Here is a 15,971-nt window from a genome sequence, read left to right as displayed (position 1 = left end):
AGTGAAGAAATCACATCGAAATTCATTATTGAATGTTCAATATTCGATATTCAAACCGCTTCCCCTCTCGGGCGCGGATTGAGGGGTGGGTAAATGGTGCCAGAGTCTGGATTGTAAACTAAAATCACGAAAATAGTTAGAATCGCGGATTAGGCGGATTAGAGGATTTCGCGGTTGACTTAAAAGCCGGTTTTTGCGAGGCGGCATTTAGTGTAACGAAGGTTTATAAAGTCTAATAACGAAGAAATCTCCTGACTGCAACACCTCAAACCAATAAAACCCACCAAGTCATCCTGAAGGAACCCCTGAAGGATCTTGCCTATAATGACTCGGTCGCCCAAATCAGCGAAGGGTTAATGAAGTGCATCACATGGAAGAGAGTATAATTTGTAAACCCTTCGCTTGTGTACTGGAAGGCACCGGTTTATATGGCAAATATCATGATAGTGAAGAAATCACTTCGAAATTCATTATTGAATGTTCAATATTCGATATTCAAACCGCTTCCCCTCTCGGGAGGGGATTGAGGGGAGGGTTAATGGTGCCAGAGTCTGGATTGTAAACTAAAATCACGAAAATAGTTAGAATCGCGGATTCCACGGATTATTCGAGCCCCGTCCGACGACTGAAACATGACCAGGCACTGCAATCCTGCAAAGAGTCGTCCGACGAATGAGTTGATTAAGATTTGGTCGCCCGTATCAGCGAAGGGTTGATCAGGCACGTCCCATGGAAGAATCTATAATTTATAAACCCTTCGCTTGTGTACTGGAAAGCTCCGGTTTTCATGGCAAATATCATGTTAGTGAAGAAATCACTTCGAAATTCATTATTGAATGTTCAATATTCGATATTCAAACCGCTTCCCCGCTCGGGCGCGGATTGAGGGGTGGGTAAATGGTGCCAAGATCTGGATTGTTAACTGCACTCACGAAAATAGTTAGATTTGTGGATTAAGCGGCTTAGAGGATTTCTCGGTTGGCTAAAAAGCCGGTCTTTGTGAGGCGCTCAACAGTTGAATGCAGGTTTATCAAGTATATCAACGAAGCAATCTCCCGATAGCAAACTCCCAAGTACATAAAGGAGATTGCCACAGACTGTGTTCACTCCGTTCACTGCAGTCTTCGCAATGACCATACATTAGCGACTTAATCACAACAACCCCAAATTTGAATGTCCTACCCCTTGTACCCAAAACCTAAAACTTTGCACCTAAAACCTAAAACCTTGCCCCTAACCCACTCAAAACTCAAAACTCAAAACTCAAAACTCACCACTCACCACTACCTACAACCTAAGCTCAAAAACCATCTCCTCACCATCCCTGATAACCGTAACAGGAATCGTCGTTCCAGATTCAAGCTCATTCAGGGCACCCATGTAAGCGTAGATATCGCCGATAGCCATCTCGCCGATCCGGATGATGACATCGCCACCCTCCAGGCCGCCTGCCCGGGCAGGACCGCCACCACTTACGCCGGTGATCCGGAAACCTTTCCCCTCATAACCATAATCAGGGAGCACACCGAGGGTAGGGCCATCCATACGCATAGCCTGCCGCTGCTCACCCGGAGCCTCCACAAATGCGAGGTCCGCTTTATCGAGGGTATCCAAAGCCTGGACCACGCGGACTACGTGTTTCAGAAGCTTAGCCTGACCTTCCACATTGATCCACTCCGCGTCATCAGACGGGCGATGGTAATCGGCGTGAGTATCCGTGAAATAATGCAGCACCGGCATGTTCTTGTAGTAAAAACTCGTGTGGTCACTCGCACCCGTTCCATCCGGCACCAGATCCAGAGCCAGGGAATCAATGTTGGCCTCTGTCAATATCAACTCCCAGGAATCCGTTGTGGCCACGCCAAAGATCATCAGGCGATCCTCCTTCATGCGGCCGATCATATCCATGTTGATCATAGCCAGTGCATTCTCAAGCTCCACCGTTGGGTTATCCACGTAAAACTGAGACCCGAGCAGCCCCATCTCCTCACCCGAAAAAGCCAAAAATAGAATATCCGTTTCGGGGCGATATTCAGAAAAATACTCCGCCAGCTCCAGCACGCCCGCTGTGCCCGAGGCATTATCATCCGCGCCATTGTGGATCCTCGGCTCATCCGCGCTGCTCAGCGATCCAAACTCACCCATCCCCAGGTGATCGTAATGCGCCCCGATGATGATCAGCTCCTCAGAATCACCGGTTCCCTGTAAAAGCCCCGCCACATTTTTAGCCAGTCGCTTATCTGCTGTGGAATCTGAATCCGAGGCATGGGGGTTATCGAGCACCGACATATTAACCGTGAATGTTTGTATGTAGGTCTCTTCATCGCCCGCCGGATCGAGTCCGTATGCACGGAACAGGTCCGCGATATAATTAGCTGCTGCAGCCTCTTCGGCCGATCCCGTTTCACGCCCCTTCATGGCATCGCTCGACAGGTAGGTGATATGCTCCGCTACATCCTCAGCGGTAATATCCGCAGAAGAACCCTTCGTGTTATCTGAAGCAGTGCAGGAAGCTAGAAGTACAACACTTGACAGCGTAAAAAAGAGAGATCGTAATTTCATGTTAACGGGGATGGTTTGATGGTTTCGTGTGAACGGGCCCATTGGCCTCGGGAGTTGATCCGACCCTCAAGATACGAGGTTTAGTTATGAGTTTTGAGTGCTGAGTTTTGAGTTTAACATACTTTACTCAGGGTCAGGGCCTTCCTCCGGCGAGCTCCGAGACTTCGTTCGACGACTTCCGGCTCGTCTGCCGAATAGATACAGCCACGGCTGGTTGATGTGGTGTGTAATGCTTGGCGAGCCTTCCCAATCGTCAGACCACGCCGGGGCCTGCTTATACCTCAAGCCCCAGTTCAGTGGTCGGACGAATCCGAGACTTCGTCCGACGACTTCCAGTTCGTCTGCCGAATGGATACAGCCTGGGTTGGCTTTAATACAATCTGCTAACCACCTCATCAGGAATTGTTTGGGAGGAAAGCTTGTAAAAATCACCCGGTTCATCAGGGAGTTTAAAGAGGTCTTTAGCTAGATCAATGTTACAAAGATCACCATTTCTCAATCCAGAATAATCTTTGAAGGAGGAAAAAGCCCAATCTTCCATTTTAGTCACTAAGCCCGCTTTAAGCGGATTTTGATGGATATAAAAGAAACAGTTGACCGCAGTATCCATCTTACCACGTTCTTGATCTAATATACATTTAGCTTTAGTTTTTTGGCGAAATAATGAACCGCTTCTTCCATATCGATTGTTGATCGCCTTCGTATAAGAGCTTTGCAGGGTTCCAATTTTGCGATTTAATGGATTGACCATCTTTCCATTATTCTGGGCTGCATTTTCATGAACATAATCCTCATGAATAGTTATCAGAAAATGAAAATGATTGGGCATTAAACACCAGGCTAAAATATCACAGTAGGGCAATAATTCTTTTCGAACCTTCTCTAAAAAATATCTGTAATTATCCTGTTCAAAGAACAGTTTCTGCCGGTTATTCCCCTGATTGTAGAGGTGATATGTGTGCCCCGGATGAAATTGCATGACTTGAGTTTAGTAAATCAGGGCAATTTTTAAAAATCTATTTATCCACCTCCTCCGGTAAACCCCGAACTTCGTCCGACGACTTCCAGTTCGTCTGATGAATAGATACAGCCACGGCCGGTTTACGGGGCAAGCAAGGACTGATGTGCCTCTCCAATCGTCAGACCACGCCGGGACCTGATCATACCTCAATCCCCATGCCAGTGGTCGGACGAGCCCGAGTCTTCGTCCGACGACTTCCAGCTCGTCTGACGAATGAATACGGCCACGGCAGGTTTATGGAGCGTGCGATGTCTGGTTAGCCTCTCCAATCGTCAGACCACGCCGGGACCTGATCATGCTCCAATCTCCATGTCAGTGGTCGGACGAGCCCGAGTCTTCGTCCGACGACTTCCAGTTCGTCTGACGAATAGATACAGCCACGGCTGGTTTACGAGGCAAGCAACCCCTGTCAAGCCTGTCCAATCGTCAGACCGCGCCGGGGCCTGATCATGCTCCATTCCCCAATTCAGTGGTCGGACGAATCCGCTTCTTCGTCCGACGACTCCCAGTTCGTCTGACGAATGGATGCAGCCACGGCCGGTTTACGGGGCGTGCAATGTCTGGTTAGCCTCTCCAATCGTCAGACCACGACGGGGCCTGGTCATGCTCCAAGCCTCATGTCAGTGGTCGGACGAGCCCGAGTCTTCGTCCGACGACTTCCAGTTCGTCTGACGAATGAATACGGCCACGGTCGGTTTACGAGGCAAGCAACCCCTGGTGTGCCTCTCCAATCGTCAGACCACGCCGGGGCCTGATCATACCCCAATCCCCATTTCAGTGGTCGGACGAATCCGGTACTTCGTCCGACGACTCCCAGCTCGTCTGAGGAATGAATACAGCCACGGCTGGTTTACGGGGCGTGCAATGTCTGGCGAGCCTCTCCAATCGTCAGACCACACCGAAACCTGATCATACCCCAAGCCTCATGTCAGTGGTCGGACGAATCCGGAATGATCATGTAATGATCTTTGGAAGCTCGATGTTAAACATTGAATGTTCGCTGTTCCCCACACTTTATTATTCGATATTCCGTGTTCGATATTGGATATTCTCCCACCCATCCGGTCCTCCGTCCGCGGTCCTCGGTCCGATACCCACTCAAAACTCAAAACTCATCACTCAAAACTACCCCCCGGTCCTCCGTCTCCCGTCCTCCGTCATTCATACATCACCAAAGCACTATCCAGCCGCCGGGCATTTTCCAATATCCGGACACGCTGCTCCTCATCCACCCAGTCGGTAAAAGCTGTATCCGCATAATAAGTCAATGCAATATGGGTATAAACCGATTCAGCTTCATAGCTGTCATCACTCGCGTACTTATTGAGCAGATGGACCGTCATCGCCTGCTTTGTTTTGGGATTAGCAGCAGCAGCATTGATAAGCATGTTTACCTCTTTCAGCAAGGAATCCTTCTGGGGAGTCACCAGTCGGTCCAGATACCCATCGATAGTTTGATGATACCCTGCTGTCCGGATCAGACCCGGCTCACTCAGGTCAAAATGATCAAAATAATGCTCCTTATAGTACCGAAACTGAAACTCGCGTGCTTCGGCCTCACTCATTCCCGGCTCCGGTTCCGGTATGACCGGCTGTAGGGTAGAAGCCATAAATGAACTAAGAAAGTGATCCGGGTATTCCTGTATCAGTTGCTGCTTGGTTTGGAATACTTCATCTTTGATCTGATCCTGCCTGTTACGGAGTCGCTCCGCCTCAACGTTCTCTGCTTCTTCCTCCAGTGCCATCAGTCCACTCATCTCCATGTTTTTGTTTTCTATCATCTGATTGTAATCCCTGAACGCAGTATTGGCTGGTGTTCCTTCAAAGCTGAGACTATCCAACAGGTGATTCGTATGCGCTGTGAGCTCAAAATGCTGATCGTTTTCATCCACGATCAAATTAACAAAGGAATTCTCCGGCGGAATGATCATCATATACAGGCCGGGATCCAGCGTTTCATTTCCGCTGAATTCAAATTCCCCTTGTTGGTTCCGGGCCGTATCAGCAATGTATGTTTTATCACTTAACTGATAGCCCAGGTAAACTTCTTGCGGAGCTTCCCCATTCAATACCAGGTTGATATGATATCCCTGCTTTTCGGCAGAGTTAGTACAGCCTGTTTGAAGGATGATCAAGAATAACAACGGAATCAATCGGATAGCATACATAGTATTGTATTTGGTTCTTTTTTACGAATAGTGGAGAATCGGGTTTTTCCGATAAAATTAAAACTCTTTCTGACAAGCCGGTTGATCCTACGTCCAAAATCACTCAAAACTCAAAACCCATCACTCAAAATTACCCCCGGTCCTCCGTCCCCCGTCCTCCGTCAATCATACATCACCAAAGTTTACCAACCATAATACACCCTAAAATTTCTATTACCCATACATTACCCACCCAAAGCAAATTAGATTTGGTCGAGGCACCTTTCCCGCCGTATATTAAAGGCAGTTACTCAAAAAACAAGCCCACGGAAGCGATCCGGTCGGGCTATTTTTATGCCTTTCTTTTTCGGGTGAACTGGTTTGATGTCCCTTCTCCTTTCCTGCTAATGTTTTGAGCCCCCTTGCTTTATCCTTAATAAAGTTTAGTTTTGGGGAGATGTATTGAAACGAAAACTTTTCTTCAAAAATCAATGGCTGAGTTAAAAGAACTGAATCGGGAGACAATAGTAGATGCTATTACTAAGATTAAAGAAAACCCAGATCTGATAACACCACGAAGAGAATCTACTACTTATGATTTGATTCATGAGGGTAGAAAATATCCACCAATATTAGTTCTATCTGAGGCAAATAAATTGGCTGGGGGTGAAAAACTCACACTTAGTGATTTTAATAACAGTACAGATCAGGCCTTCTCTATTCTAAAAGAATTAGGGTTCAAAGTTACAACGAAAAACGACCTATCCAATGACGAGTTAATCTTAAAGAATTGCTTGTCTTCATTAGGTATTAAAAACACTAGTAAATTCTTCGAATATATTAGTAAAATTGTAAATGGCTTGGACTTGAGCCAAGGTGATTCTCGGGTTGTATATAGTATTCGAAGCGACCAAGAACGAGTAATTTTTACAGTAGGTCAGAGGTACTGTTTAACCTTGCAAAATACTAATGATAAAGCCTGGGGATTTATAACAAATTCTAAGGATATCAACTCAAATACGGTAGAAGTTTCTGAATTTGAAGGACCTGTTAAGGCATATTGGAATAAAACCGATTTATCTAAAGATGTTGAAGAATCTCTTGATAAAATAAAAGATGCATGCAGTACTGAGTTAGAAAGGACGACTAAATCTGGATACTTAAAATTTAACAACTCATCTTTTGAAAAAGCTGTTTTTGATGAGAAATACAGAGAAGAAATTTATATGGATACATTTAATAAATCGACAGAAAACAAGCCCGAACCATTTGTAGATACACTAAAGAAATTTCTCGAACAATCTCAAACTGATGACTTAAGCTATGCGCACTATCGAAGTAACTATAATGGACTTAATGTAAGAGTAAGTTTTGGCAAAGGTAACGCTGCTAGAATTCCTTGGATTTCTTTTTTGGGTGATTCTCAATCAACAAATGAGGGTATATACCCAGTCTACTTACTTTATAAAAAAAGAAATTTACTAGTTCTTGCTTACGGTGTAAGTGAAGAAAATGAACCTAGTTTAAATTGGGACATAGAAAATGCAGTAACAATTAAGAAATATTTCCAAGAAAATGATCTTGGAAATCCAGAAAGATATGGATCATCATATATCTATAAAGTTTACGATTTAAGAAGACCAATTAATGATTATCCAATTGATAAAGACCTATATGATCTCACCAAATTTTATAAAGAAATTATATCTGATCCCGGACCAGAGCCCAAACAAGCATTATTTAACTTAGATCTTTTAAAAACTACCTTAAATAATTCTCATTTAATTTATACCCAGAGTACTGCTTCAAGATTTGTATCTGCTTTACTAACTAAGCCTTTCTTAATTCTAACAGGCCTCTCAGGCTCTGGTAAAACAAAACTAGCTCAGGCTTTTGCTAAGTGGATTATTGAAGAAGAAAAACAATTAAATTTAGTGCCCGTGGGTGCCGATTGGACCAACCGCGAACCCCTGCTTGGTTATCCCAATGCTCTTGAAAAAGAACAGTATGTGCTTCCAGAAAGTGGCGTACTTCAACTTATCTTGAACGCACAAAAAGATCCAAGCCGCCCCTATTTCCTAATTTTGGATGAAATGAACCTAAGTCATGTGGAGCGTTATTTTGCAGATTTTCTGAGTGCGATAGAATCAAATGAACATATCAATTTACATTCCGGTGAAGAGAGCTGGGCTGCAAACGAATATCAGGTGCCACCTACATTAACCATTCCAAAAAACTTTTTCATCATTGGCACAGTAAATATTGATGAAACAACTTATATGTTCAGTCCAAAAGTATTGGATCGTGCAAATGTTATTGAGTTCCGGGTAAGCAGAGATGAAATGAAAAGCTTTTTGGGAACCCCCGCTAATGTTGATTTATCAGAACTGGAAGGCAAGGGGAGTAGCATGGCAAAAGATTTTGTGAAGATTGCTACCAATCCCACTGCTGAGTTTACTGATAAAAGTTCTCTTTCAAATGAATTGATACAATTTTTTGAAAATCTGTCGGAAGTTGGAGCAGAATTTGGTTACCGGACTGCATATGAAATAAACCGGTTTGCCAGCCTTGCTGAACATATGGCAAAAGATTGGGGCTTTGAACAGATAATGGATGCAGCCATTTCTCAGAAACTGCTCCCGAAGCTTCATGGGTCCCGGCGTAAACTCGAAAGTGTATTATTTAAGCTTGGACAGCTTTGTATCAAAGAAGGAGATGCAGAAGAACTCCTTAAAAAATCTGATTCCATTGATTGGGAAAACAATGTGAAATATCCGATTTCATTAGAGAAAATAGTGCGCATGCACAAAGGCCTTTTAGAAAATGGCTTTACCAGTTTTGCAGAAGCTTAATCCATGAATAATGAGGTTAGCATACAAGTAGAGTCAGATTCAGGCTCATCTATCATGGTTCACATTGTTGGTGAATACCAAAATAGCATTCAACAAATTCCTGAAGCAGAAGCATCGGAAAATCTCGAAGCTTCCATACAAATCATTGAAGGATATAATTATGAATTTGAAGTTGACAAACCATATTCACTAAGCACGGAAGGTGGAGTGGTTTCTGCTTCTAAGCTAAACAAATCACAGGGTAGAATAGCACCTGGTAACTATGTGGGAACCCTTCCTATTTTCGTTATCAAGGAAGAAGATGAGGAAATCGGATCATTTGAGATTGAGGTTCTTTCACGAAAAACAGACTACAGAACCGATTATCGGTTCATGCTGGAAGACATCACTGAAAAGTGCACCGATTTACTGATGCAGTACACCTCTCCCGCTAATCAACCATTTGATATTGACCACGATAAAGATCCTCAAACACTCTACCAGCGTTTTGCCTTTTTAAAGTCCGTTTTGGATTCTGAAGAATTTGCCTTAGCAGTGCATCGAGTTATTACAAATCCTGTAACGGAGTGGAAACAAACTGCAGAACCACGGGATATACGCTCGGTGCGAAGAATGAATAGAAATGTAGTAAGGCAACTAGCGGGATCGTCAAACAGAACCTCTCTTCCTGAACATCATGCATTAAGAAAGCACATGAGTTCGGTTCCGGAAAAAGTAATTATCAGTGGAAAAGTTGACACGGTGGACACACCTGAAAATCGGTTCATAAAATACGCGCTGGAGACCTTTAAAAACTTGTGCAGTGATTTTAAGACCCACTCTAAAGATAACGCCCGCTTACATAAAGAAGCTGAGTTATTAGAAGAGGAATTGGAGGAATCACTAAATCACGCCATCTTCCAAAGAATCAGCCGTCCGGCTACTCTTCCACTCAACAGTCCTGTACTGCAAAGAAAAGAGGGGTACCGAGAAATATTACGGGTCTGGCTGATGGTAAATTTAGCCGCCCGATTAACCTGGAAAGGCGGTGAAGATGTGTACGAAGGAGGAAAGCGAGACGTCGCCACTCTTTATGAGTACTGGCTGTTCTTCAAACTTACTGACCTACTTGAAGATTTGTTTGATATTCAGGCCCTCACTCCTGACAGAATGATTGAAGAAACCAAGGACAATCTTGGCCTGAAATTAAAGCAAGGCAAGTATCTGCCTTTGGAAGGGGTTTATGAAACCGGGAACCGGAAATTACATGTACAATTCTCTTTCAACAAAACATTCAGCGGAGATAATAAATATCCATTAGGTGGTAGCTGGACAAGGTCTATGCGTCCGGATTATACGTTAAGTATTTGGGCAGAAGGTATGTCAGAAAAAGATGCTGAACAGCAGGAACTTATCGTTCACCTTCATTTTGATGCAAAATATAAAGTTGAAAACTTGACTAATATTTTTGGCAGAGCTGAAGAAGATTTGGATGAAGAGAAAAAAGAACAAAATGAAGGTACATTTAAGAGAGCCGATCTCTTAAAGATGCATGCCTACAAAGATGCCATCCGACGAACTGCTGGTGCCTACATTTTATATCCGGGCAATGAAGTAAAAGATGACTGGAAAGGATTTCACGAAATCATACCGGGACTTGGAGCATTTACCATGAAACCGAACCGTGAAAATGATGGAAGTTCAGAACTTCGTTTATTCCTAAAAGATGTGATTCATCATTTCCTGAATCGGACATCTCAGCGAGAAAAGCTTTCAAACCGAATTAATGAGATCCATAGAGAGTCAAAACCCTATGAATTCAGGAAAATAGTACCGGAATTTATAGATAATAAAAAACTTATCCCTGATGAAGTTTATGTTTTAGTTGGTTACTACAAAAATCAGAGACACTTAGATTGGATTAAAGCAAATGCACTATACAACGCAAGGGCAGGTTCAAGAAGAGGCTCACTAAGGTTAAGCCGAGGAGAGACAGAGGCAAAATTTATTTTATTACATAGTGATGGTGAGCTAGAATCTAAAAAACTCTTTAAGGTTGCAAAACCCGGTCCCCGTATCTATTCTAAAAATGATTTATTGCATAAGGGATATCCAGGTCAAAGTGATGAAAAGTATTATTTGGTTTACGAGATAGAAGAACAAGAACTTCCTGAATTAAAAGACAGTAGCTTTAATATCAGAGAATTGCCAGGTTACCAACCAGGAAGAGGTTCAGCTTTACCATTTTCAGTTACTTTTGCTGAATTGATTAAGGCAAGAGTCTCAAGTGATTCAGATTAATAATTCTAGTTAAAGTTACTGCTTTAAAACAACCACCCGTCTTTCTCCAACCCAACACACGTGATCGATCCAAAAAACACGTGTGATTTTCTCTTCCAACACGTGTGTTTTTGCCATAAAAGACACGTGTTTTTTGAGTTTCTGTTCTGCTGCCTCGCATCTTGATGTTAGATCACAGAAAATACGCAACATAGCCGACGCCCCGGGGTTAACAAGTACGTCATAACTAAGATGGATGGCGCCTAAACCCTAACAAAAATGGAGGAGAGATGTCTATCAAGTATAACATCATTCAAAAAGGCACTCCCGGAGTAGAGGGAGGAGGCGAGAAGAAGTTTTACGCGTCTAACAAAATAACCGGTCAGGCAGGTATCGATGAACTGACTGAACGGATCGAAAAGATCAGTACCGTAAGCGGATCCGATATACGCGCGGTGCTTTACGGACTGGCGGATGTGGTCCCCAGTTTGCTCAAAGACGGACTATCCGTCAATATATCCGACCTGGGGTTCTTCAGGGTCAGCATCAGTTCCGATCCATCAGATACGGAAGAAGAGGTCAATAAGACCAACATCCGCGGTGCCAGGATCCTGTTCCGCCCCGGCGATAAGTTCAAGGAGATGCTTCAAACACTGAAGTTCGAGAAAGCCGAATCATAGACCTTTTCCTATGAGGTCGATATGTTAAAATAGTAACCCATGATCCGACAAGCCCGGCTTCCTGACAAAGGATCTCGGGCTTCTTTTTGAATAGCGAACCTGCCTCTGCCGACAGGCAGGTTTTGAAGTGTTGTGATATAAGACAGGTCCTTGCGAAGGCTGCAGTGAGCGAAGTGAACACAGGCTGTGGCAATCTCCCCGGACTGCCTGTAAATTTGTTTTAATGAAGTTGTCATCCCGAGTGCGTACTGAGTAGCAAAGGGGCTTTAAACCTAACACGAGGGATCTCAAAGTTTGCTCTGGCATTCATGTATGCCTTTGAGATCCTTCGCGGCAAGCTACCGATCCTGCATTAAACCCCACTTCGTTCAGGATGACAACTTGGAGTAGGAGGTGTAGCCTTGCCTAAGCTTACCCCAATTATTGGTCTGATCTATTTGGGAGGTCGCTTTAGGGAGATTGCTTCGTTGTTGACCTACCCAACCTTGCATTAGACATCTATCCGCCTCGCAATGACCGCTCGTTAGGAGCTGGGTAGTTAAAGTAAACTTCGAAATTCAATGTTGAATGTTCCTTGTTGGATGTTCCCAACCCGGCCTTAGAAAAATGAGTGTAAAGAGAATGACGCAATGAAGCGTTAAGAAAGAAATCATACCGCATGGTATCAGACTTGCGGGCAAGCCTATGAATGGAGCTTTGATTTCTTTTAGCGGAATGGAGTCAGACTCAGCTCATTTTTCGCAGCCGGGAGTTTTTGTTTCTTTTGTCGGTACAAAAGAAAGGGGGAATTGAATACAGGCACTCAATCCAGATTTTTAATAATAGCCTAAAACTTTGAAAGAGGGACTGCCTGTAAATCGCTTTAGGGAGATTGCTTCGTTGTTCACCTACCCAACCTTGCAATAGACATCTATCCGCCTCGCAATGACCGGGTTTTGTTTGTATGGATATTTGCATTCATGGTAATCCTGAAGATCCTGTGACAATCCAGAAAATCCCGGTTCAAAAATACGGCACTAAACAAAGCCCATGCTTTACGATATACTTATCAAGTGTAACAGGAGTTCTTCTCCTTGCGAAGGAGAAGACAGAAGAGGTCGTGATCAGGGCAGTCAGGCGAGAATAGGCAAGATCCTTCTCCGCCAGCCAGCGGAATAGGATGACCCTTTTTAATTTGGTTTGGATGCAGTTTACTACGAGGCACTGGCACCTTATGCCCACCCCTTGATCCCCGCCCAAGCGGGGATCAAGGGGTGATGGCCTGCAATCCTGTCCGGAAGGTTACGGATTCACCTCCCGTTGGGTATTATTCTACTCCTCCAGTTCAAAGCCCTGATTTATTCCTTTTTCGATGGCGGGTATCCCGTACTTCATCCAAACGGGTGCGGGCGCGTCCATCAGGTAGTGGTCGAAGAACTGCTGCATCCGTCGCTGCAGGTCTTTTCGGTTCACGCGCTTGCGCAGGTTGTGAGCCTCATCGTTGTAAGTGAGCATCCATACCGGCCGGTTCAGTCTCTTGAGGGCTGTAAAAAATTCAATGCCCTGATACCAGGGTACGGCTCCGTCGGCATCATTGTGCATCATCAGCAGCGGTGTTTCAACCCGGTCGGCAAAAAACAGCGGTGAGTTTTCGATGTAGTACAAGGGTTTTTCCCAAAGTGTACCGCCGATGCGGCTTTGGGTTTTCTCATACTGGAACTGTCGGTTCAACCCGGATCCCCATCGGATACCGCCGTATGCACTGGTCATATTCACAACGGGTGCCCCGGCCATTGCGGCTTTGAACATGTTGGTTCGGGTAATGATATGGGCGATCTGATACCCACCCCAACTCTGTCCCTGAAGACCAATATTATCCTCATCCACAAAACCCTGTTCGATCAGGTTGAGGGACATCCCGATCACAGCATCTTCCGCACTACGCCCCGGATTACCAATTTTATAGGTAATGTCAGGCATGGCCACGATATATCCGCGGCTGGTATAGAAAGCGGGAGTGATGGTAGAGGCGGACGGAGCCGGTGCCCGGTAGGTATGTAGTCTGTCCGAGGTGCGCTCATAGAAATAAACCACCATAGGGTATTTCTTTTCCGGATCGAAGTTTTCGGGAGTGTATAGCAACGCATCCAGCGGTTCCCCGTCCAGGCTCATGTAGTTGAATAGTTCCACATCCCCCCAGAGATAGTTTTCCTGCTGTGGGTTCGCATTGGTGACTTGCTCAAACTTCCTGAAACGGTTGTCGGTAATATGAATATCCGGATACTCCTGGAATGTACTCATACGGACCATCCAGCGGTTGTCTTCCCTGGCTTTCTGAGGAGTATATAGTCTGTAATCTCCTCTCCATAGTTCCTTCGGTGTGCTGCCGCCCTCAAAATCAGCTCTATGCACTGCCGAGGATTTGTCGGATTCGTAGGTGGCCATCAGCCACACTTCATCAGAAGCAAACCATCGGCTGTCGGGGTCTTCAGAAAAGGAGCGGTAGGTTATTTCATTCTCTCTGCCATGGCCGTTAGTGAGCATATAAGGGTCTTCTTTTCCAGACGGGTCAAATACCCATAGATCATAGCGGTCCCGGATCACAATCCGGTTGTCATTTTTGGTCCACCCTTCCACGCCATACGGACTTGGATCGGAGGGGCTGTCGTGCAGTTCATCGTAAAAAGGGACATCCAAATCGCCCGTAAGAGTTACAACGGCCTGCGTTTCAAGGTTCTTGGTGTACCAGTTTCGGTCTTCATAATCATACCAGGCCGCGTAGGTTCCTCCGGGGGAAAGCGAGAGCGAGGCTTTCACCTTTTCTCCAAACTGTTTCCGCTCGCCGGTTTTCACATCCACCCAATACACGTCGTTATAGATCGGAAAGCCTTCCCACTGCATGAGATACATATAGGGGAGGTTGTGGGTTCCAATGGCATAGTCTGCATCACCCCGGTCAGGTACCGTGATGGTTCTCATTTCATCATCTTCGAGCTGAATGAAGGACTCTTCCTCGATGTGATAGACGCTTTTATAGGTTTTCTTCTTGTCGTCCTCCAGTTGCAACAGCTGCTGTGGCTGTAATCGATCATCCTTCCAGTTCCAGATATCCACTGAGGCAATATCGATCTTCTCGACCGTGGTATCTCTGCGCATCGGCTCCGGTGCAATTCCAAAAAAGAGGCGGTTCCCATTGTGGGAAAATTCAGGTGAAGCATATTCGTTCACCATCCATCCTTCACTCAGCAAGTCAGAAGATTCATCGACGAGTACTTTTGCCTCTTCCATTCCTTTTTCCCAGAAGTAGAGGGTGTAAAATTCAGGTTCGGCATCTTCATCAGCTTCCTCTTTCTCTTCTTCAGTTTCTTCTTCGTCACCGTTTTCTTCCTTTTCATCGGCGGGCCTGGCTAAAAAGGCAATGCGTGAGGCCGTGGAATCCATCACCACAGACGTGTAAGACTGCAGTCCACTGCTGATGGTTCTTGTAGTACCGGTTTCTGTTTCAAGAATGTGGACCCCGGGAGTCTGAAGTGAATCTTCGTCGGCCGTTACATAGACCAAACGCTCCCCATGTCTGGAAAAGAAATAGTCTTCAACATACTCGATCATGGTCTCTTCTCCGGTTTCAAGATTCCGAAGTACCAGTTCATGTTCAATGACCGGCGGTTCTGTTTCAGCTGAATCAGCCTCAGCTGCAGTCTCTTCCTCTTCGGCACTTTCAGATCCATTTTCATCCTCTTCTTCTGTATCACGGTCGTATAAATAGGCCAGCCATGCTCCTGATCGCTCCGGGAGTTTGAAAGATCCGACCTCCGGAAATGTTTCCAGGTCACGTTCATAGATAGAATAGACCGCCAGGGTATCATCAAATTCCTCATCCGGCTTCTCACCGTTGATCAGTACCTGACGTACATCGGCATAGGGAGCCGTAATGAAATGGACCAGGGTTTGGCCGTCATAGCTTACTTCAAAACGTTCTCCCCGCACGTGAGACACCTCGTTGTTATTACGAAGGTTTTGCACCTTGATCGCTCCGTCACCTTCTTGTGGATTGAGTGCATAGATCAGAAACCGGCCATCGGGCGTGAGAGTCTGCCCGGAAATAGACTTCCACTGATCAAAATCTTCATAAGTGAGGGGCACCTTGTTCTGGGCTATTCCCACCTCAGCAAGCATTAAAAGAAAAAGGACAGTAAGCAGGGAAGAGATTAATCGTTTCATAAAGAAGAGATTTTATTACAAATTGTGGGAGCTTAGGGAAGCATCCGTTTTAGAACCAAAGATTTTACTGCATCTATAATAATAAATACTGACAGTATTAACGAATTATGCGGGCCACTCAGGATTGTGATCTGGCAGGTTTTGAGGGGAAGTTTTGAGAAATCATGCAACAATCCGGAATACCCCACTTGCAAACCTCGCCGGAAGGCACGTACTTACGCTTTAACCATTTAATAACTTCAAGGCTACT

7 protein-coding genes are annotated in these 15,971 nt (G+C 45.0%); 3 read left to right on the top strand and 4 right to left on the bottom strand.

Going from position 1 to position 15,971, the window contains the following annotated elements:
- Nucleotides 1–1,287 precede the first annotated feature (1,287 nt).
- From ACKGJO_RS11230 to ACKGJO_RS11220, 3 genes are all read right to left on the bottom strand, one after another.
- Nucleotides 1,288–2,562, bottom strand: a complete 1,275-nt coding sequence (locus ACKGJO_RS11230; RefSeq protein ID WP_411323535.1) for a M28 family peptidase — start codon at nucleotides 2,560–2,562, stop codon at nucleotides 1,288–1,290.
- A 370-nt stretch (nucleotides 2,563–2,932) separates the two neighbouring features.
- Nucleotides 2,933–3,541: a transposase gene (locus ACKGJO_RS11225; RefSeq protein ID WP_411323534.1), complete on the bottom strand. Its 609-nt coding sequence runs from the start codon at nucleotides 3,539–3,541 to the stop codon at nucleotides 2,933–2,935.
- Between the two features lie 1,199 nt (nucleotides 3,542–4,740).
- Nucleotides 4,741–5,751, bottom strand: coding sequence for a DUF5106 domain-containing protein (locus ACKGJO_RS11220; RefSeq protein WP_411323533.1), 1,011 nt, complete (start codon nucleotides 5,749–5,751; stop codon nucleotides 4,741–4,743).
- Nucleotides 5,752–6,221: 470 nt separating this feature from the next.
- Here ACKGJO_RS11220 and ACKGJO_RS11215 point away from each other — a divergent pair, with 470 nt between their 5' ends.
- The 3 genes from ACKGJO_RS11215 to ACKGJO_RS11205 all read left to right on the top strand — a co-directional run bounded on the left by ACKGJO_RS11215 (nucleotide 6,222) and on the right by ACKGJO_RS11205 (nucleotide 11,521).
- On the top strand, nucleotides 6,222–8,582 hold the full coding sequence (locus ACKGJO_RS11215) for an McrB family protein (RefSeq protein WP_411323532.1): 2,361 nt from the start codon (nucleotides 6,222–6,224) through the stop codon (nucleotides 8,580–8,582).
- Nucleotides 8,583–8,585: 3 nt separating this feature from the next.
- On the top strand, nucleotides 8,586–10,862 hold the full coding sequence (locus ACKGJO_RS11210) for a DUF2357 domain-containing protein (protein WP_411323531.1): 2,277 nt from the start codon (nucleotides 8,586–8,588) through the stop codon (nucleotides 10,860–10,862).
- A 269-nt stretch (nucleotides 10,863–11,131) separates the two neighbouring features.
- Nucleotides 11,132–11,521 (top strand): HU family DNA-binding protein, encoded by a 390-nt coding sequence (locus ACKGJO_RS11205; RefSeq protein WP_411323530.1) that lies wholly within the window; start codon nucleotides 11,132–11,134, stop codon nucleotides 11,519–11,521.
- Between the two features lie 1,311 nt (nucleotides 11,522–12,832).
- On the opposite strand, the gene ACKGJO_RS11200 is transcribed toward ACKGJO_RS11205, so the two are convergent.
- Nucleotides 12,833–15,721, bottom strand: a complete 2,889-nt coding sequence (locus tag ACKGJO_RS11200; protein ID WP_411323529.1) for a S9 family peptidase — start codon at nucleotides 15,719–15,721, stop codon at nucleotides 12,833–12,835.
- Nucleotides 15,722–15,971 lie beyond the last annotated feature (250 nt).

The organism is Gracilimonas qinghaiensis (genome assembly GCF_046602855.1).
GTDB lineage: Bacteria > Bacteroidota > Rhodothermia > Balneolales > Balneolaceae > Gracilimonas.
The sequence above is the reverse complement of the archived record's forward strand: the minus strand, read 5'-3'. Positions and strand labels throughout refer to the sequence as shown.